This is a genomic window from Exiguobacterium sp. SH31 (genome assembly GCF_001816105.1).
GTDB lineage: Bacteria > Bacillota > Bacilli > Exiguobacteriales > Exiguobacteriaceae > Exiguobacterium > Exiguobacterium aurantiacum_A.
In genome coordinates this window covers 57,578-74,975 of record NZ_LYTG01000044.1, presented here as the reverse complement: position 1 = coordinate 74,975, position 17,398 = coordinate 57,578, and the positions used below count along the sequence as shown (strand labels likewise).

Sequence of the window (17,398 nt, the reverse complement as noted above, 5' to 3'; positions counted from 1 at the left end):
GTCTTCCCGTACTGCTTTTGGTACAGTGTAAGAACAGGGGGGAAGATAGATGAAACAAATTGATCTCGAGAAGTGGTCGCGTAAAAAGCATTATGAGTTTTTCAAGGCGTTTGACGCCCCGCATTTCAACGTGACGGCGAACGTCGACGTGACGAAGCTACATACGTTCGCGAAGACGCGCGGACAGTCATTTTTCAAGCTGTTCTTATACGGCGTGGTGAAGACGGCGAACGCCATCCCGGAACTTAGGTACCGGATGCGCGGTGACGTGGTCGTCGAGCATGATGTCGTCCATCCATCGTTCACCGTCATGATGGATAATGACGTCTTCAATTTCTGTACGGCGACGTATAAAGACGCGTTTCCCGACTTCATGGAGGAAGTGGCCGTGCGGATGAGCGGGGCGAAACGAGAAGTCGTCGTCGGAGATGACGAGCCGGACAGCCTGCTCTATATTACGAGCGTGCCTTGGCTCACGTTCACGAGCATCAGTCATCCGACGAATGACCAACAGCACGATAGCGTTCCGCGGATCGCCTGGGGCAAATTCACGAAAGTTGGCGACCGGATGATGATGCCGCTCTCGGTTCAAGCGCACCACGCGCTCGTCGACGGCGTCCATGTCGGGAAATATTATGAGAAACTGCAAGCGTGGCTAGATGATTTGAGCGACCTTCACGTCAAACAGCCTGAAGAGGTCGGACTCGACGAGGCGATCCGCCTGCGCGAGAACGGAGAGCTCGAGCGGGCGAAGCAGCTGTTGCTCATGCTGTTGCGTCAAGATGAGAAGAATCCACGACTCCACGCGCAATGTGCCTGGTGTTATGACTCGCTCGGCGAAGAGCGTCAAGCCGTCCCGCACTATGAGCGGGCCATCCGACTCGGTCTGAGCGGTCACGAGCTCAGTGAGACGTATATCGGGCTCGGCAGCACGTACCGTGCGCTCGGTCGTTACGAGGATGCCGAGGAGCTGTTTGCTAAGGCGATCGAACAGTTCCCTGACATCGCTGCCTTGAAAGTGTTCCAAGCGATGACGCGTTACAACCTCGGACAGCATCAGGAAGCGACCGGTGCGTTGCTCGAGCTGCTCGTGAGTCCGCAGCCGGATGACAGCATTCAACGATATCGTCGCGCCATCGCGTTCTATGCGCGCAACCTCGACGAGACGTATGACTGATCCGGAAGACAAGGCCTGTGGACGCGGCCTTGTCTTTTTTGGAGACGAATTGATTGACCGATCCAAATTACCGTGTTATATTTATCTCGAATTAAAGATAATTAAATTTAAAGTATTGTTTTCTCTCAACAAAGGAGGGGAACAGATGAAACAATCAGACGCCTTAAAAGCGATCACCGTCTTATTTCGAGCTTCACAGTCGATCCAGGACATGGTCAAACACGAAGTCGCCGCATATGGACTGAACGCGACCGAATTCTCGGTACTCGAACTGCTCTATCATAAAGGTGACCAACCGATTCAAATCATCGGCAAAAAAGTCTTGCTCTCAAGCGGCAGCATGACGTATATCGTCGACCGACTCGAGGCAAAAGGCTATTTGGTCCGGAAAGCTTGTCCGAGCGACCGCCGTGTGACATATGCCGCATTAACTGAAGCGGGAACCGACTTGATGGATCAAATTTTTCCGACACACACGAAACGGATGAACGAGTTGTTCGACGGACTCGATTTAGATGACACAATCACACAATTGAAGACGGTCGGCAAACGTGCCGAGGCGTCAAAATTTTTTAACTAATTATCTCGAAATCAAGATTTTGAAGGAGCGATTTAGATGAACCATGTAAAAGGGATTCACCACGTGACGGCGATCACGAGCAGCGCCGAAAAGAACTATGACTTCTTTACGAACGTCTTAGGGATGCGTCTCGTCAAGAAGACGGTCAACCAAGACGACATTCAGACGTATCACTTGTTCTTCGCGGACGATAAAGGTAGCGCCGGGACGGACATGACGTTTTTCGACTTCCCAGGCATCCCAAAAGGCGTGCACGGGACGAATGAGATTTCAAAGACGTCGTTCCGTGTCCCGACGGATCAGGCACTCGACTACTGGGTCCGCCGTTTTGATCGGTTAAAGGTCAAACATGAAGGCATCACCGAGCAGTTCGGCAAGAAGACGCTGTCGTTCGTCGACTTCGACGACCAAGCGTATCAGCTCATCTCGGACGAGTTCAATCAAGGTGTCGCTTCTGGTGAGCCGTGGCCAAACGGTCCGATTCCGCTCGAGTATGCCATTACTGGACTCGGGCCAATCTTTATCCGTATTTCTGACTTCACGTACTTCAAGCAAGTGATGGAGGAAGTCATGTTGTTCGAAGAAATCGGGAAAGAAGGTGACAATCATCTCTTTGAAGGAGGTGAGGGTGGAAACGGAGCGCAAGTCGTCGTCATTCATGACGAGACGTCTCAGCAAGCACGCCAAGGGTTTGGAACGGTGCATCACGTCGCGTTCCGCGTCGATGACCGCAGCGTCCTCGACGAATGGACAGCACGGCTTCAACAGTTCGGGTTACCGACGTCAGGTTACGTTGATCGTTTCTTCTTTGAATCGTCGTATGCACGCGTCGCACCGCAAATCTTGTTCGAATGGGCGACCGACGGACCAGGATTTATGGGTGACGAACCATATGAGACGGTAGGTGAGAAATTGTCGCTTCCACCGTTCTTAGAGTCGAAGCGTGAGCAGATCGAAGCGATGGTCCGGCCGATTGATACGGTCAGGAGCACAAAAATGTTCGAGAAAGAATATGAGGGTATGCCATCATGAGTTTTTTCAATCGTTTGTTCGGAAAACAAGAAGCATCAACCAACTTACAAGGAGGAACTACTATGTTGAAAATTGGAATCGTACTCGGATCGACTCGTGAAGGACGCGTTAGCCCGCAAGTCGGAGAATGGGTGAAAGAACTCGCCGACAAGCGCGGTGACGCCAACTATGAAATCATCGATATTGCCGACTACAGCTTACCGCTTCTCGGCGAGGCAGGCGGCGACGCGACAGGTGCTGCGGCATGGTCGGAGAAGATTGCGGAGATGGACGGTTTCGTCTTCATCGTACAAGAGTACAATCACTCGATGACAGGCGCGCTCAAAAACGCCCTCGACTACTTACGTAACGAATGGCATAACAAGGCGGCAGGGATCGTCTCGTACGGTTCGGTCGGCGGCGCTCGGGCAACTGAGCATGTGCGCGGTGTCTTGAGCGAACTCTTGATTGCCCACGTCCGGGTCCACCCGGCGCTCTCGCTCTTCACAGATTTCGAGAACGGCACGCACTTCGCACCGAAAGACGTACAAGTCCAATCGGTGAATGATATGCTCGACCAGCTCGTCCCATGGACAGAAGCGATGCAGACGGTTCGTACGAAAGCAGCGGAAGCGACGAACAACTAATTAAGCAACTGATTGTCCTTTCAGGGACGATCAGTTTTTTTGTGTTACTGTTCATTCGATATTGCATCGTGTATCGTCAGTAAAAGAAGGGAACAAAAGAAGCATACATATAGCCTGAAGGAGGAAACAACGATGAAATGGATGATCTATGGCGCGAACGGCTATACAGGTGAACTGATTGCCCGGCAAGCAGTAAACGAAGGGATGACACCGGTGCTCGCAGGGAGGCGTGCGGACGCGATCGAGCGTCTTGGTGACGAGCTCGGATGCGAGACGCGTGTCTTTAGTCTGTCACTCGACAAAGCGAAGCAGGAACTCGCTGACATCGACCTCGTCTTGCACTGTGCTGGACCGTTCGCCGATACGAGTCAGCCGATGGTCGAGGCGTGCCTTGCGTCACAGACGCATTACCTCGATATTACCGGGGAAATCGAAGTGTTCGAATACATCCATTCAAAGAAACGGGCCAAACTCGCGCAAGAAGCCGGGGTATTGCTGTGCTCGGGTGTCGGCTTTGACGTCATCCCGACCGACTGTGTGGCCCGCAAGTTGAAGGAACTCATGCCGGACGCGACGAATCTCGCCCTCGGCTTCTCAGCCGCTGCCGGTATTTCGCGCGGAACGATGAAAACAGCAATCCGTGGGCTCGGCTCGAGCAGTGCCGAGCGGAAAGACGGAAAACTGTCGCCGTTCCCGCTTGGGGCCAAGCGTCGACAAATCGACTTTGGGCGCGGCAAGAAAACAGCGCTCGCAATTCCGTGGGGTGACGTCTCGACCGCGTATTATACGACGGGCATCCCGAACATCACGACATGGATCCCAGTTCCCCCAGTGGCCGGATATGCGTCTCGTCTCATGTCGTTCTTTAGTCCGATTCTTGGTAGTGACGCTGTCCAAGGACGTCTCTTACGCTATGTCGATGAACATATTAGCGGACCGGATGAGGCGGAGCGGGACGGGTCGTCGACGTATGTTTGGGGCGAAGCAACGAATGCAGACGGACACAAATATATTGTCCGCATTAAGACGGCGAGCACGTACGCCTTCACCGTCTATGGGGCGCTCGAGGTCGTGAAACGTCTCGTCGGTTCAAGTCGAGTCATTCCTGGAAGCTTCACACCAGCGATGTTGTTTGGCTCGCATTTTATCGAAGAAATCGAAGGGTCGTCCTCGTTCGTGATTGATGAAGTCCGCCTTTAAAGCGTTGCCTTGTAACGGAATCACAACATGTTCGTAATTGAAGTGTGGTAAACTCAGGGAAGATTAGAGGGAGGGAACGAGATGAAACGCTTAGAACTAGCCAGGCGCATCGAACGCATCAAAGCGGAAGGGACGTCTGCCTACATCAGGCATCGAAAACAGACCCCTCCCTATGAAGGCTCGGAGTTAATCGTTGAAAATAAAGGTCATGTGTTCCGGATGGGGAATACGAGTTTTGCGGTCGGGTTCGGCTTGAACCGTCCGACGAGCTTTTACGATCTGCACCAAATGGAGAAGTGGGTTCGTGGTAAGAACGTGTCCCGCCTACATATTGAGGTGTGTCCACTCGCGGACATGTCGCTCATTCGCCTGCTGCAGGAACGAAACTATACGCTCGATCACTTTCTCGACGTCTGGTTGCTCGATGTGAATACGTTTGAGTTGCCAGAGAGTGAAGCGACACGTGTCGAACGTGTGCACGCCGATAACGTGAACGAATGGGCTCGGGCGATTGCGACAGGATTCGCCGAGACGGGGACCGTCCTGCAAGAGACGATTGATACGGCGAAAGGGTTTTATGCGTTACCGGAAAACCAGGCTTTTCTCGTCCGTGAAGACGAGACAGCAGTCGCCGGCGGTATTCTCGCCGTTCAGGACGGGATGGGGGAACTGTTTTTGACGAGCACGATTCCCGATTATCGGGAAAAAGGGTATCAGACCCAACTCATTTTAGAGCGAGTCGCCGCGGCAAAAGCGATGGGTTGCGAGTACGTGACGGTGACGACGAAAGTCGATACCGCCTCGGGACGCAACATGGAACGCCTTGGTTTTACACCGTTTTACCAAAAAGCAGTTATGAAAAGTCCGATCCTCAAATAAACAGGTCGCCCCGCGGGGCGACCTGTTGTCGTTAGAGTAGTGATTCGGCACCGTCGACGTACACTTCTGATCCGGTGACGTGGCTCGACATATTGCTCGCAAAGAACAAGACGACGTCGGCCACTTGCTTCGCCGTACCTGATTTTCCGGCGAGTGGTTGGTTGCCTTCTGGATATTCAATCGGGATGACGATTTCTTCAAGTAACGCGTCGTCCCGGTTCGTCGAATCATCGATGTTCGTATCGATCGCACCCGGACAAATCGTGTTGACCCGAATACCGAACTGGGCGAGCTCGGCCGCAGCCATTTTCGCAAAACCGGTCTGGCCGGCTTTCGTCGTCGCATAGCCGCTGAAGCCAAAGTTTTTAAAGAAACGGTTCCCGTTGATCGACGACGTGATGATGATGCTGCCGCCTTTCTCTTTCAAGTGGGGAATCGCATGTTTCACGGTCAAGAACGTGCCCGTCAAGTTCGTCTCGACGACCCCACTCCAATCTTCGAGCGACAAGTGCTCGATTGGTGTGATCGTCCCGTTCCGTCCCGCGTTCGCAAACACGATATCGACATGTCCGAACCGTTCGACCGTCTGTTCATAAGCTCGCTTCATCTCGTCTTCGTTTGAGACGTCGGCGCTAATACCGATGGCGCGGTCCTCGCCGATTAAGCTCGCGAGCTTCTCGGAGTCCTCTTGGTTCAAGTCGACGATGGCGACTTTTGCCCCTGCTTGGACGAACCGGATGACAGCGGCGCGTCCGATTCCTGACGCCGCTCCTGTGATAAACGCGACTTTACCCGACAACAATGTATTTGAAATCATGTATTTATCTCCTTTCAGCTACCTGTTGTCATATTCCACTGTTCTATAAAAATTAAGCCCGTTTTCTTGAAAAAAGACGATTCTTCGTTTAATCGGACGTTACATGAATCGATAGCGCGATGTTGAGCGTCGCATCTGGGTCAAGCTCGATAGTCACATGTTGACCGGCGCGAAGCTCTTGCACGTCGCTAGCAAGACCCGTCACTTCCGTCTGGTCATTAACTAAAATCGTATGCAATTTGATTTCATCCATATCCGTCTCGGCTGGACCAATCATCAGTTGAGGGATTTCAATCCGTTCGATGCGTCCGTCGAGCGTGTGATCGTTCCACGTGCTCACCCAATAGACTGCTAACAAAAAAAGACCGATGAACGCGAAGGCAAAGATGAGTCTAGCTCTCATGATGATCCTCCTCTGCGGTACCCCGGTGCGATGGTTTCCATTAGTTATTTACCCGGAATCAGGAATTTATATAGGCTGATTTTTACAGGGATTTGAATGACAGATGCGGAATATAGTAAAACAATTTGCGGAGTGGAGGCGCTGACGATGGTTCTAGTTGGGATGGTTGGGTTAATCATTTTAGGATTGATTGCTTTCGGGTGGTGGACGATTGGGTTTCCCAGACGGAGGGTGTGGGGTGGGCTGATCATGCTAGTGGTTTCCTTCCTCTTTTCGCCGCTACTGCTCGTCGCGAGCGGCGAGCGCTACGGATTTGATGGCATCGTGGCCGGATTGGTCGCGCTGTTCTGTATGGTCGGGGGCGGTTTTTTCTTCACGACACTTGGCTGGACCGGTCGTCACCGAAAAGTCAGGAAAGTCCGGACATTGTCGGAAGACCCTGATCTGTTTTAGTTTAGGTTGTCGTTGCCCCTTCGAAACCCGTACAGTAAACGTATGGAACAAAATGGAGGGATACATGTGTCGACACTGATTAAACCGACCGCGTTACGGCCGGGCGATAAGATTGGGATTATCACGCCGTCATTTCCGGCACCGAACCGCTTTCCCGAGCGTTACGAGCGGGGGATTGCCCAACTGAGACGAATGGGCTTTACCGTTCGTGAAGGCAGCTGCACATATCGCACAGAAGGCTATCGGTCTGCTTCAATCAAGGACCGGGCCACGGAATTCAATGACTTGTTGCGTGATCCTGACGTCAAAGCGATCATCAGCACGATTGGGGGAACGAACTCGAACTCGCTTCTGCCGTATCTTGATTACGAAGCGCTGCGTCGACATCCGAAAATTATTATGGGTTATAGCGACGTCACGGCGCTCTTGCTCGCCTGCTACGCGAAGACGGGCGTGACGACGTTTTACGGCCCGGCGATTGTTCCGTCGTTTGGAGAGTATGAGACGATGTTAGCGGATGGGGAGCGCTACGTCCGAAACGTGCTCTGTCTAGAGCGCGAGGCACCTTATTCACTCGACGTGCCACGGGAGTGGACTGAAGAGATGCTTGACTGGATGACGCAAGATCGGCCAAAGATGCTTCGTCCGAATGACGGATGGCTGTCGCTACGAGATGGCAGGGCACAGGGTAAATTGGTAGGTGGTAATTTGAACACGATGTCGGGCTTTTTGAAGTCAGAGTTCTTCCCGGACATGGAGGGCGCCATTTTGTTTCTCGAAGATTCGTTCAAGACGATGGCGGACGAGGAACGGTCACTCAGTATGCTCAAGCTGGCCGGTGTCTTTGATCAAATCAACGGCCTGATCATCGGAAAATATGAGCATTTTGATACGCTAGGGGCACCTTTTTCGTTCGAAGCGCTCTTGCTTGAAGTGCTCGGTGACGTCGACTTCCCGATTTTGACGAACGTCGATATCGGGCATACGTTTCCGTCACACGTCTTCCCGATCGGCATCGACGTCGAGCTCGATGCGACCGCCGGGACGATCACCTTTTTAGAGAATGGAGTGACGATATGATTGAATTCATTACCGTGGTCGACCGGACACGTAAAAGAGTTGGGTTGAAGCCCCGGGCCGACGTCCATCGTGACGGCGATTGGCATGAGACGTTTCACTGCTGGATGATTGACCCGACGCATCTTTACTTACAGATCCGCAGCGAGACGAAACAAGATTTTCCAGGACTGTTCGACATCACGGCAGCAGGGCATCTGACTGCCGGAGAGACGGTCCGGGACGGGGTCCGTGAGATACAAGAAGAGCTCGGGATTGAACTGTCACTTGAGCAACTCCACCCGCTCGGCGTCTTTGAAGACGTGATTGAGACGGGAGCGTTTCTAGACCGGGAGTTCGCCCATACATATGTCTATCCGTACGCTGGGGAGGCGTTCACGTTAGACGTTGACGAAGTGGCAGACGTCGGCAAAGTTGACTTCGAGGCGTTCTTCGCCTTGCTCGACGGTTCGCGCGAACAGATTGAGGCAACTTCGGTCGTAACCGGAAAGACGTTACGCGTGACGAAAGAGACGCTCGTTCCACATCCAGACACATACTGGAACCAAGTTGTTGAAGGGGTTCGGACATTTTGGGAGAAAGCAGAAGGCCATGATGATTGATATCATCTGGCAACTGTTGAACGTCTTGCTCGTACTCAGTTTAGGTGGGCTGCTCGTTTGGTGTTTTCGCAAGTGAAGAGGGGGAATTGACGAGATGGAAGTTGTACATCCAGTAACACCGCTCGAGATCGAGTCGGCGCGCTTACGATTGCGGGCACCACGGCTGAGTGGAGACGAGCATGTCGTGAATGCGGCGATTCGGGATTCGCATGAGGAGTTCCGGCAGTGGTTGCCGTTCGCTCAAACGGTCCCGTCGTTAGAGGAGACCGAGATCAATTTACGACGTGCCCACGAACTCTATGTAACAGGGGAGAGTTTTCGCTATCTCATCTTTTTACGAGACACGGGAACGTTCGTTGGCACGGTCAGTCTGCAAGGCATCGACTGGGACGTCCCGAAGGCAGAAATCGGGTACTGGCTGCATTCGATGCATACCGGACACGGATACATGGGCGAAGCGGTCGAGGCGGTCACGCGGTTCGGGTTTACACATTTCGGATTCAAACGGATCGAGATCCGTTGTGAGTCGACGAACCGGGGCAGCCGGATGATACCAGAACGTCTAGGGTTTCAACTCGAAGGCATACTGAGGAACGACGACTTGTCCGCTGATGGCAACCGCCTGACCGACACGGCCGTCTATGCGATGCTGCCCGGTGAACTCAAACCGTCAGCGACATGATTCGTTGTTCGCCGACGGGTCCGGTCACACGACGTCCCGTATCCTTAAATCCGACAGTTTGATAGAGTGCGAACGCCGCCTCATTTGTTAAATTGACGGACAAAACGACTTGTTGCTTGTCAGAAAAATGGTGGCGGACGTATTCAGGTAGTTGTTGAAGCGCCGACTTGGCGTACCCGTTGTTTTGCGCCGGATGATTGATGGAAAAAATCGATAAGAGCAAGGCGTTCGGATTGTCCGTGTACGATTGGACGCGCTCGGTGTCGTGCAACAAAAAGAAGCCGACGGGTATATCGTTCACGATGACGACGGGGTGCACACCGTCCGGGATTATCGAGTCGATATCTTTTGGCAACGTCGTATATTTCTCTTGATCGAGCGGCAGCGTGAACGTCTCGAGGACGGGCCAGTGTTTGTCTTGAAGCGATTCGAGTGTGACGGATGACATCGTTATTCCTCCCTCATTAGAAGTAGCGCACTTTCAGTATACAAAAAATGAATTGGAAAGGACCAACTATGGACCAACAGATCTCGTATCAACAAAATGCACCACTATCCGACATGTATCAAGCTTTCATGGACGGGTTTTCTGATTACATAATTCGCTTTGACATGGATGCGACAGGATTCGAATCGACCTTCCTCGTCCGGGATCAAAATCAACCGTCACGCTCCATCGTCGCGTATGCGGACGGACGTCCGGTCGGTGTCGTCTTGAGCGGGGTGGCCCATTTAGAGACAGGTTGGGTCACGCGTTGTGGTGGTCTGGCGGTCTCCCCTGCTTTTCGAAAAATAGGGATTGCCCGCGAGTTGATGCGCCGTTTTGACGAGCAGGCAACGGGGACACGTCTAATTGAAGTCATCCAAGGCAACGACGCGGCACTCGCTTTGTACGAGCGGCTCGGGTACGAGACGGTGCGCGAAATCTTTTATTTCGACTCCGTTCCGACCGAAACGGAAGCGACACGCGCGATCGAACCGATCGTGACGCTGTTCGATTGCTATTACCCGTCGGCATCGCACCGGCCAATCTGGCAAACGGACGCGCGGACGACCCAGCAACGAGCCGAGCTCGTCCGGATCACAGAAGGCGACAAAACGGGGGCGCTCTTGTTCCGGTCAGACGTCCTCCTCGACGTTTTCGGCCGGGATGAGGATGCGGAATGGCTCCTACGGGCGGCCGCAGCGAATGGACCGATCAAGTTGACGCTCACGTCGGATCGTCCTGAATTGATCGAGGCGGCGCGAACGCTCGGGTTCAAACAAGATGCCATCGCCCAGTTTGAGATGGTGAAGCGCGAGACAGGTGTCTGATGAGACGTCTTCTTCCCATGTTGATGGTCGGTCTCATCGTCGGAAACTTGTTCACGATTCTCGGATTGACGACGAACTTGTCTCCGTCAATCGACCGTGTCTTTCTGTTCGGGGGCCCGTCGGTGACGTTTATAACTGCTGTGGGTATTATCTTTGTAGTCCTAAAAATGAAGCGAGACAAACGGTGATGAACTATTTGTGAAGTTTGTGAGAGTGCTTGCTCACCGTTTTGAAATGTTAGACATATAAATGAAATGCTTCATATATTGAACTTTTCAGGTAGGGATGCTATATTCGCACTTGTAGCTTTTTATATAGCTAGCGAATCATCCTATTTGGAGGTTTTATCAATATATGTGGAAACAACTTTTACTAACTGTCGGTGTCGGCGTACTCGTTTTGAATGGTCCGGCGTCGACCTCAGCAGATCAACTTACCCCGCAAGAGCTCGTCAAGACGACGAAATCCCTTCAGAAGATAGAGCGTAATGTTCGCGCATCAAAGCAAGCGGTTGAAAAGGCGAAGCATCACGTGCAGACCGTCGAGACGCGGGCGGATGCGCTTCAAGCTAAACTAGATCAAGTAAGCACTCAGCTCGAAGCGTACGAAACGGCTTCGACCCCTGAAGAGACGTCTTTGTTTAAACAAGTACTGTCGTCTGTCCTTCCTAGCGCGAAGGCGGAAGCGGCGGAATCCGAAAAAGCCGAGACAGATTTAAAAGCGAGAGAAGCCGAAGCTGCTCGAGCGTTAGACGAATTGAGTGATCAACAGGCCGAAGTTAAGGCCGAGCGGGAACAGGCGAAGGCTTCACATGCGGCAGCGTATAAGCAGTTGAAGGCACAAGCTGCGCAATTAACAGATTTGAAGAAGCAAAAAGCAGCCATCGCACCAGATCAGTTTATGATTCCGGCGACTGGACGTCTGTCACAAGGGTTCGGCCCTGCTAGTGGACAATTCGGTTATACGTTCCACAACGGGATCGATATCGCCGCCAAAGTCGGGACACCGATCTACGCAGCGGCTGACGGTAAGGTCATCGACGTCAAGACGAGCGGTCCTTACGGCAAGCACGTCTTCATCGAGCATGACTTGAACGGACAGAAGTGGACGACCGTCTACGCTCATATGCATAAAATCGAAGTGAAGAAAGGCCAAGCGTTGCTTCAAGGTGAAGGCATCGGCCAAATCGGCAACACGGGCAACTCTTCGGGTCCTCACTTACATTTCGAGGTGCATCAAGGAAAATACGGTTACTCGTCAAGTTCGGCCGGCAATACTGTCAATCCGATGGACGTAGCGGAAGTACTCGGCGGCACATCACCAATCAAAGCTGTTTATTGACACGACGCGGCGTAGCGTCGTGTTTTTTTGCGCAAAAAAAGCCGCATTGCTGAACTGCCCCATAAAAGTTGGACATAAAAATCCAACTTTTATGGGGTGTTTTTATGGTCAAATTTACGAAGGCTTTCAAAATTCATGTGGCCGAACGCTACTTGACGGGCAAAGACGGATGCACAACGTTAGGAAAAGAGTTCGGGGTGGACCGTAAGAAAGTCAGTCAATGGGCACTCCTCTATGAGCGCTGGGGCGAGACGATCTTCAATCCGTCCTATACAGCCCACTCGCCGGCGTTTAAACTAAGGGTACTAAACGATATGGCGGACAACGGGCTGTCCTTGATCGACGCGGCCCTGAAGTACAGGCTGTCCTCTCCCGGGATGATCTCCAACTGGCGATCCACATACGAACGGGAGGGGCCCGAGGGCCTGGCCGCCAAGCCGAAAGGACGTGCCCCGATGCCGAGACGGAAGAAGCAGGAGCCCAAAGAGATGACGGAGGTCGAGAGGCTCAAGGAACGGGTCGAGTTCCTCGAGATGGAGAACGCAGCGTTAAAAAAATTGAAAGCCTTGGTTCAAGAAGAGGAAGCGCGACGAACGGGATCAAGGCCCAAGTGATCGACGAGCTACGGGCCACCTATCCTGTACCGGGGCTCCTTCAGGTGCTCGATATGGCTCGAAGCGTCTACTATTATTGGCGGACGCGCCTGACGGCCGATGACAAGTATGCGGACGTGAAGGAAGCGATCCGGACCCTCTTCCACGAACACGAAGGACGTTGTGGCTATCGGCGAATCCATGCGCTACTCGAGCGCCAAGGTTTCAGGCACGACCCGAAAACAGTGTTGCGTCTTATGGACGAGCTCGGTCTCAAGTGCCTCGTCCGCATGAAGAAATATCGTTCCTACAAGGGAGAGGTCGGAACGATCGCAGCGAACCTCCTCGAACGGGATTTCCAGGCCACAGGCCTAAACCAGAAGTGGGTGACCGATGTCACCGAGTTCCACCTTTTCGGGGAGAAACTCTATCTCTCACCGATGATGGACCTGGCAAACCGTGAAATCATCGCCTATACGATGTCAGATAAGCCTAAGTATCCATTCATCGGCGAGATGTTGGACCAAGCCATCGCGAGACTCGATAGCGATAGAAGGCCGATCCTCCATTCTGACCAAGGCTGGCAATACCAATTTCGAGCGTTCACGGCGAAGCTTCGCGAACACGGCATCACCCAAAGCATGTCCCGAAAGGGCAACTGTCTCGACAACGCGGCCATCGAGAGCTTCTTCGCCGTGCTCAAGTCCGAGCTACTCTATCTCAGGAAGTTCGAGGACATGGCTCATTTCAAACAGGAGCTCGAGCGCTACATCGAGTACTACAATCATCGTCGCATCAAGAAACGACTAAAAAACCTGAGCCCGGTGGAATACCGGACCCAGGTTCTCGAAGTCGCCTGACAAATTATTTAGTGTCTAACTTTTTTGGTTCAGTTCATTGCAGCGGCTCTCGTTCATTCGCGGGTTGGATCGTGATTGCCTTTGGTGTCGGCGATTGTATCCGAGCTTCCGAAGTCTTCGACTTGGCTGAAGGCGTCAGTACTTTTCCCGGCGTCATCTGTTCCGTCGAGCTGTTTATGGGCAGCCGTCTCAGACGCATTGAGGACATCTTCTTCGACCGGACGATCGAGGTCTGTTCGATGCTCTTGTTCTTCCTGCTCACGTGCATGTTCGATGCAAAGCGTCGCTTCTGGGATAATCTCGAGCCGATCGAGTTCAATTTCTTTCCCGCACACTTCACATTTTCCGTACGTCCCGTTTTTGATGGCGAGAAGCGCCTTATCGACGTCCGTTAAAAATTCTTCGTCGAGTTCAGTGAGTGCGTGGTCACGTTCGCGTAAAAACAGCTCTTCTCCCGAATCGGCGGGATGGTTGTCATAGTGCGACAACTCTCCTTCGTCGTAAACTTCTTCACGATTTTCCAGATACCCTTCGGTCTTGGCTTTCTCTTTTAGTAGACGTTCTTTGAACGTATCGATTTGTTTTTGTGTCAACATACGGTCCACTCTCCAGTTCTGATTTCATTAGTATAAGCATTTCCCATTTTGCGACGCGACAAACCTTTCTGTCGGCAAAGCGGATTTCTAAAGACTTGAGAAAACGGGTATGATGACAATGAGTGTCAATTGTCGTGGAATAAGGAGGAAGCAACATGAGAAAAGTTGAGGTTGTGGAATACGATACAGCATGGACGGAAAAGTTTGAGGACGAATCGAGCAGGCTCGAACGATTGCTCGACGGTGAACTGATTGTGATTCATCATATCGGCAGCACGTCTGTCCCGGGTCTTGACGCCAAACCGATCATCGATATCATGCCGGTCGTTCGCCAAATCGAACGCGTCGATGGATTGATCGGCCACATGGAGGCCCTCGGTTATCGCAGTTTCGGCGAGCACGGTATTCCGAGACGGCGCTTCTTCGCCAAAGGTGAGGACGTGCGGACGGTCCATGTCCACGTCTTCGAGGAAGGGGACGAAGGGGTCGTCCGGCATTTGGCCTTTCGGGACTACTTGATGGCATTTCCGGACGTACGTGCCGAATATGCCGCTCTCAAACAACAGCTCGCGAGCCAACATCCGGAAGATATCGAAAGCTACATCCAAGGAAAACAAGAATGGGTGTCCGAAACGGAGCGAGTGGCGACGCTTTGGTATTTGTCCCAGCAACAGAAATGAAACTTTTTCTCGCTTCATCTCGTAACGATAGATAACAAGTTGAGGGGGGAGATAAAGTGAAGCAATTTCTTGGGAAATGTATCGAATACGCGTTTGTCGCGCTCGTATTCATCGGATTATTCTTTGGCTTGCGCTATGGGGTCCATCAGTTCGTCCCGGCAACGGAAGAGATTCAACGTTATACTTATCTCGTCTTAGGGACAGCCGTTCTCGTGTTTCCGGCTTCGTTGTTCGGCGGCTATTTTCTCGCCCGTCCGATTCAGCGCCGGTTGAACGGAACAGCGACGGTCAGTTCGAACCACGTGTTGCGTGGTGATGAAAAGCCACACGGGGTCACGGAAGACCGAAACGGCACGCACACTGGGGGCGGTTTATGATGCGCTTGCGCCCCACTAGTTCGGTTGACGAAGAAGCCGCCACGTTTTAAGAACGTGTCGGCTTTCAAGCGAAACGTCAAATCGTCGTGAAGCACCTTTAGAAAGGGGAGACGGATCATGACGCGGCGCCTCGTGCTATTTATCGTGTTCACGTTCGCGTGGTCATGGTCATGGTGGGGTCTGAACATCTGGCTTGTCCGCTCGACCGGTGCTTCGTCTTCGCTGCTGCATTTCGCTGGGGCGTTCGGACCGCTCGTCGCGGCATGGCTGACGACGGCTTGGACGGATGGGTGGTCAGGGTGTCGTCGATTGTTTGAGCGCGCCTATGGCCGCTTGACGATTCGCTGGACGTTACTCGCCGTGTCTCTACCCGTTTTGTTTTTCGCAATCGGTGTCCTCGTCGTCAGTATGATGCCGGAAGTCTCAAATAGTTCGAATTGGTTTGCCAACGACAAGCTTCCGGACTGGTCGCCGTTTGTGTTATGGCTCGTTTGGGTGGCGACATACGGGTTTGGTGAGGAGAGCGGGTGGCGCGGTTATTTGCTGCCGACACTATCAGAACGGATGGCGGTCCGACCGGCGACGCTCGTGGTCGCGCTCGTTTGGGCGCTTTGGCATGTGCCCGTCTTTTTATACGACCCAGATTTTCAAGACATGTCACTGTTCATGATTGCCGGTTGGACGATCGGACTCATCTTCGGCTCCTTCTTTTTAGGCTGGTTGACCGTTCAGGCTGACTTCAGCATCTGGCCGGCTATCCTGTTTCACGGAACGTTTGATTTTTTGAGCGCCGGGGATGCGTTGCCGGACTTCATTCCGGCGATCTCATCGGTACTTTTGATTGGACTCGTGCTCGTATTGGCCCGTCGTTACGACGAGCAATTTCATAAACGTTGAAAGTAGGGATTGGATGGAAACGGTTATTTTAGTGATTGGGATCATCGGAGTGATTTCTTTGATGTTTTTCATGTCGAACCAGTGGATGGGATACAGCAAAGGCAATATCGTCATGACGCTCGATGATCATCACACGGACTTGAATCAATACGTGCCGGCGATTTTGACGAAACTCTATGAGGACGGCAAGTCGGCCCATTATCTCGGCGACCGGAAGTTTGAGGTGGACGGGAAACGATACGTCCTCGTCGAACGGACCGTACCGATCGGTCGGGTTCCGACCCAGCAGACGGTACTCATGCCGGATAAAACGAAGTAAAGCCACGCTGCCGCGTGGCTTTTTGTTATTGTGCCGGGGGTCCGAAACTACCGGCATGATAATCGCGGAACGCTTGGCGAATCTCGTCCTCGGTGTTCATGACGAACGGACCATGGGCGATGTAGTCCTCACGAATCGGCTGTCCTGAGTAGACGAGCAGGCGGGCCCGTGACGTCGCTTTGACGCGGAGTACGCTCATGCTGTCCGCTGTTTCGTCGTACGTGAGCGTCGCCACGTGCGTTTTCGCGAGCGGGGTCGCCGACGTGCCGAGCTCGACTGAACCGGCGAGCACGTAGACGAATCCGTTATGGTTTGTCGGCAAGACGTGCTCGTAGACGGCACCGTCTTTCAAACTAATTTCGCTCATCGTGATCGGCACGAGGCTGTTCATCGGCCCCGTTACCCCGGCGACATCGCCGGAGTAGACGCGCACCTGCCCGCCGTCGATCGGTACGACCGGAGCGTCTTCGACATACACGTTCTGATAGGAAGTTGTCGTCGATTTAAGCGATTTTGGCAAGTTGAGCCATAGTTGCAGCGTATGGATCAAGTCGTCATCGACGGCTTCCTCGGCATGCCGGGCTGCCCAACCGGCGTTCATATATTGAACGTCACCGGCGTCTAAAATTGAGTGACCGCCATGGTTGTCGATATGCTCGAGCCGACCGTCGATGACGTACGTGATCGTCTGAAACCCGCGGTGCGGATGGTCAGAGAACGTGCCACGCTTGAACCAATCCTCGGCCATTAAAATAAACGGGTCGAACTCGTCTTTTCGTTCCGGGGGTAACACCCACCCTTGTTGGACGTGCGGATAGCCGTTCTGTTTATACGCGACTTGCCAGTGTGCGGCGACATCGCGGTCAAATCGTTTCGTCATCAGACCATCTCCT

24 protein-coding genes are annotated in these 17,398 nt (G+C 52.8%); 19 read left to right on the top strand and 5 right to left on the bottom strand.

Annotation, left to right across the window (positions count from 1 at the left end; all coding sequences use genetic code 11):
• The first annotated feature begins 49 nt into the window (after positions 1–49).
• The 6 genes from A6395_RS07455 (at position 50) to A6395_RS07430 (ending at position 5,494) form a co-directional block, all read left to right on the top strand.
• Entirely contained in the window at positions 50–1,177 is a 1,128-nt protein-coding gene (locus A6395_RS07455; protein WP_071398563.1) for a tetratricopeptide repeat protein, read from the top strand.
• A gap of 145 nt (positions 1,178–1,322) precedes the next feature.
• Complete coding sequence (locus A6395_RS07450) at positions 1,323–1,757, top strand: MarR family winged helix-turn-helix transcriptional regulator (RefSeq protein ID WP_071398562.1); 435 nt, start codon at positions 1,323–1,325, stop codon at positions 1,755–1,757.
• 36 nt (positions 1,758–1,793) lie between these two features.
• On the top strand, positions 1,794–2,789 hold the full coding sequence (locus A6395_RS07445) for a ring-cleaving dioxygenase (RefSeq protein ID WP_071398561.1): 996 nt from the start codon (positions 1,794–1,796) through the stop codon (positions 2,787–2,789).
• Complete coding sequence (locus A6395_RS07440) at positions 2,786–3,415, top strand: NADPH-dependent FMN reductase (protein ID WP_071398560.1); 630 nt, start codon at positions 2,786–2,788, stop codon at positions 3,413–3,415. Before A6395_RS07445 ends, A6395_RS07440 begins: the two co-directional genes overlap by 4 nt.
• 132 nt (positions 3,416–3,547) lie before the next feature.
• Entirely contained in the window at positions 3,548–4,615 is a 1,068-nt protein-coding gene (locus tag A6395_RS07435) for a saccharopine dehydrogenase family protein (RefSeq protein ID WP_071398559.1), read from the top strand.
• 81 nt (positions 4,616–4,696) lie between these two features.
• Positions 4,697–5,494: a GNAT family N-acetyltransferase gene (locus A6395_RS07430; RefSeq protein WP_071398558.1), complete on the top strand. Its 798-nt coding sequence runs from the start codon at positions 4,697–4,699 to the stop codon at positions 5,492–5,494.
• 31 nt (positions 5,495–5,525) lie between these two features.
• Here A6395_RS07430 and A6395_RS07425 read toward each other — a convergent pair whose 3' ends face one another.
• Together A6395_RS07425 and A6395_RS07420 are read right to left on the bottom strand one after the other, a co-directional pair.
• On the bottom strand, positions 5,526–6,311 hold the full coding sequence (locus A6395_RS07425; RefSeq protein ID WP_071398557.1) for an SDR family oxidoreductase: 786 nt from the start codon (positions 6,309–6,311) through the stop codon (positions 5,526–5,528).
• An 88-nt stretch (positions 6,312–6,399) separates the two neighbouring features.
• On the bottom strand, positions 6,400–6,714 hold the full coding sequence (locus tag A6395_RS07420; RefSeq protein ID WP_070329290.1) for a hypothetical protein: 315 nt from the start codon (positions 6,712–6,714) through the stop codon (positions 6,400–6,402).
• Positions 6,715–6,861: 147 nt separating this feature from the next.
• On the opposite strand from A6395_RS07420, the gene A6395_RS07415 reads away from it, so the two are divergent.
• From A6395_RS07415 to A6395_RS07400, 4 genes are all read left to right on the top strand, one after another.
• The gene (locus A6395_RS07415; protein WP_071398556.1) at positions 6,862–7,167 is read left to right on the top strand and encodes a hypothetical protein; all 306 of its coding nucleotides are present in this window, start codon (positions 6,862–6,864) and stop codon (positions 7,165–7,167) included.
• Between the two features lie 66 nt (positions 7,168–7,233).
• Positions 7,234–8,247, top strand: coding sequence for a S66 family peptidase (locus tag A6395_RS07410; RefSeq protein ID WP_252100527.1), 1,014 nt, complete (start codon positions 7,234–7,236; stop codon positions 8,245–8,247).
• A complete protein-coding gene (locus A6395_RS07405) occupies positions 8,244–8,846 on the top strand; it encodes an NUDIX hydrolase (RefSeq protein ID WP_071398555.1) in 603 nt (200 codons plus the stop codon). The genes A6395_RS07410 and A6395_RS07405 overlap by 4 nt, the downstream gene beginning before the upstream one ends.
• Before the next feature lie 94 nt (positions 8,847–8,940).
• On the top strand, positions 8,941–9,528 hold the full coding sequence (locus A6395_RS07400; RefSeq protein WP_071398554.1) for a GNAT family N-acetyltransferase: 588 nt from the start codon (positions 8,941–8,943) through the stop codon (positions 9,526–9,528).
• On the opposite strand, the gene A6395_RS07395 is transcribed toward A6395_RS07400, so the two are convergent.
• On the bottom strand, positions 9,509–9,976 hold the full coding sequence (locus tag A6395_RS07395; RefSeq protein WP_071398553.1) for a GNAT family N-acetyltransferase: 468 nt from the start codon (positions 9,974–9,976) through the stop codon (positions 9,509–9,511). The genes A6395_RS07400 and A6395_RS07395 overlap by 20 nt on opposite strands.
• Before the next feature lie 68 nt (positions 9,977–10,044).
• Here A6395_RS07395 and A6395_RS07390 point away from each other — a divergent pair, with 68 nt between their 5' ends.
• The 5 genes from A6395_RS07390 (at position 10,045) to A6395_RS16300 (ending at position 13,636) form a co-directional block, all read left to right on the top strand.
• On the top strand, positions 10,045–10,842 hold the full coding sequence (locus tag A6395_RS07390) for a GNAT family N-acetyltransferase (protein ID WP_071398552.1): 798 nt from the start codon (positions 10,045–10,047) through the stop codon (positions 10,840–10,842).
• Complete coding sequence (locus A6395_RS15980; RefSeq protein WP_159429456.1) at positions 10,842–11,030, top strand: hypothetical protein; 189 nt, start codon at positions 10,842–10,844, stop codon at positions 11,028–11,030. The genes A6395_RS07390 and A6395_RS15980 overlap by 1 nt, the downstream gene beginning before the upstream one ends.
• A gap of 166 nt (positions 11,031–11,196) precedes the next feature.
• Positions 11,197–12,183, top strand: coding sequence for a M23 family metallopeptidase (locus tag A6395_RS07385; protein ID WP_071398551.1), 987 nt, complete (start codon positions 11,197–11,199; stop codon positions 12,181–12,183).
• 104 nt (positions 12,184–12,287) lie between these two features.
• The gene (locus A6395_RS16305; RefSeq protein ID WP_071398550.1) at positions 12,288–12,797 is read left to right on the top strand and encodes a helix-turn-helix domain-containing protein; all 510 of its coding nucleotides are present in this window, start codon (positions 12,288–12,290) and stop codon (positions 12,795–12,797) included.
• Positions 12,794–13,636, top strand: coding sequence for an IS3 family transposase (locus tag A6395_RS16300; RefSeq protein ID WP_370259235.1), 843 nt, complete (start codon positions 12,794–12,796; stop codon positions 13,634–13,636). Before A6395_RS16305 ends, A6395_RS16300 begins: the two co-directional genes overlap by 4 nt.
• Before the next feature lie 53 nt (positions 13,637–13,689).
• On the opposite strand, the gene A6395_RS07370 is transcribed toward A6395_RS16300, so the two are convergent.
• Positions 13,690–14,232: a TraR/DksA C4-type zinc finger protein gene (locus tag A6395_RS07370; protein ID WP_071398549.1), complete on the bottom strand. Its 543-nt coding sequence runs from the start codon at positions 14,230–14,232 to the stop codon at positions 13,690–13,692.
• A gap of 155 nt (positions 14,233–14,387) precedes the next feature.
• On the opposite strand from A6395_RS07370, the gene A6395_RS07365 reads away from it, so the two are divergent.
• The 4 genes from A6395_RS07365 (at position 14,388) to A6395_RS07350 (ending at position 16,505) form a co-directional block, all read left to right on the top strand.
• Positions 14,388–14,912 (top strand): GrpB family protein, encoded by a 525-nt coding sequence (locus tag A6395_RS07365; protein ID WP_071398548.1) that lies wholly within the window; start codon positions 14,388–14,390, stop codon positions 14,910–14,912.
• A gap of 56 nt (positions 14,913–14,968) precedes the next feature.
• On the top strand, positions 14,969–15,289 hold the full coding sequence (locus A6395_RS07360; RefSeq protein ID WP_071398547.1) for a hypothetical protein: 321 nt from the start codon (positions 14,969–14,971) through the stop codon (positions 15,287–15,289).
• 117 nt (positions 15,290–15,406) lie between these two features.
• Positions 15,407–16,186, top strand: coding sequence for a CPBP family intramembrane glutamic endopeptidase (locus tag A6395_RS07355; RefSeq protein WP_071398546.1), 780 nt, complete (start codon positions 15,407–15,409; stop codon positions 16,184–16,186).
• Between the two features lie 13 nt (positions 16,187–16,199).
• Positions 16,200–16,505, top strand: a complete 306-nt coding sequence (locus A6395_RS07350) for a hypothetical protein (RefSeq protein ID WP_016508867.1) — start codon at positions 16,200–16,202, stop codon at positions 16,503–16,505.
• Between the two features lie 25 nt (positions 16,506–16,530).
• Here A6395_RS07350 and A6395_RS07345 read toward each other — a convergent pair whose 3' ends face one another.
• Positions 16,531–17,385: a pirin family protein gene (locus tag A6395_RS07345; protein WP_071398545.1), complete on the bottom strand. Its 855-nt coding sequence runs from the start codon at positions 17,383–17,385 to the stop codon at positions 16,531–16,533.
• Between the last annotated feature and the right edge of the window lie 13 nt (positions 17,386–17,398).

Bases quoted from the DNA above. Each gene is read 5' to 3' on its own strand.
- A6395_RS07400 (WP_071398554.1), top strand. From the start codon at position 8,941: ATGGAAGTTGTACATCCAGTAACACCGCTCGAGATCGAGTCGGCGCGC.
- A6395_RS07365 (WP_071398548.1), top strand. From the start codon at position 14,388: ATGAGAAAAGTTGAGGTTGTGGAATACGATACAGCATGGACGGAAAAG.
- A6395_RS07350 (WP_016508867.1), top strand. From the start codon at position 16,200: ATGGAAACGGTTATTTTAGTGATTGGGATCATCGGAGTGATTTCTTTG.
- A6395_RS07420 (WP_070329290.1), bottom strand. From the start codon at position 6,714: ATGAGAGCTAGACTCATCTTTGCCTTCGCGTTCATCGGTCTTTTTTTG.
- A6395_RS07415 (WP_071398556.1), top strand. From the start codon at position 6,862: ATGGTTCTAGTTGGGATGGTTGGGTTAATCATTTTAGGATTGATTGCT.
- A6395_RS07395 (WP_071398553.1), bottom strand. From the start codon at position 9,976: ATGTCATCCGTCACACTCGAATCGCTTCAAGACAAACACTGGCCCGTC.
- A6395_RS07455 (WP_071398563.1), top strand. From the start codon at position 50: ATGAAACAAATTGATCTCGAGAAGTGGTCGCGTAAAAAGCATTATGAG.
- A6395_RS07445 (WP_071398561.1), top strand. From the start codon at position 1,794: ATGAACCATGTAAAAGGGATTCACCACGTGACGGCGATCACGAGCAGC.
- A6395_RS07355 (WP_071398546.1), top strand. From the start codon at position 15,407: ATGACGCGGCGCCTCGTGCTATTTATCGTGTTCACGTTCGCGTGGTCA.
- A6395_RS07385 (WP_071398551.1), top strand. From the start codon at position 11,197: ATGTGGAAACAACTTTTACTAACTGTCGGTGTCGGCGTACTCGTTTTG.
- A6395_RS07450 (WP_071398562.1), top strand. From the start codon at position 1,323: ATGAAACAATCAGACGCCTTAAAAGCGATCACCGTCTTATTTCGAGCT.
- A6395_RS07370 (WP_071398549.1), bottom strand. From the start codon at position 14,232: ATGTTGACACAAAAACAAATCGATACGTTCAAAGAACGTCTACTAAAA.
- A6395_RS16305 (WP_071398550.1), top strand. From the start codon at position 12,288: ATGGTCAAATTTACGAAGGCTTTCAAAATTCATGTGGCCGAACGCTAC.
- A6395_RS07345 (WP_071398545.1), bottom strand. From the start codon at position 17,385: ATGACGAAACGATTTGACCGCGATGTCGCCGCACACTGGCAAGTCGCG.
- A6395_RS07435 (WP_071398559.1), top strand. From the start codon at position 3,548: ATGAAATGGATGATCTATGGCGCGAACGGCTATACAGGTGAACTGATT.
- A6395_RS07430 (WP_071398558.1), top strand. From the start codon at position 4,697: ATGAAACGCTTAGAACTAGCCAGGCGCATCGAACGCATCAAAGCGGAA.
- A6395_RS07405 (WP_071398555.1), top strand. From the start codon at position 8,244: ATGATTGAATTCATTACCGTGGTCGACCGGACACGTAAAAGAGTTGGG.
- A6395_RS07390 (WP_071398552.1), top strand. From the start codon at position 10,045: ATGGACCAACAGATCTCGTATCAACAAAATGCACCACTATCCGACATG.
- A6395_RS07440 (WP_071398560.1), top strand. From the start codon at position 2,786: ATGAGTTTTTTCAATCGTTTGTTCGGAAAACAAGAAGCATCAACCAAC.
- A6395_RS15980 (WP_159429456.1), top strand. From the start codon at position 10,842: ATGAGACGTCTTCTTCCCATGTTGATGGTCGGTCTCATCGTCGGAAAC.
- A6395_RS07425 (WP_071398557.1), bottom strand. From the start codon at position 6,311: ATGATTTCAAATACATTGTTGTCGGGTAAAGTCGCGTTTATCACAGGA.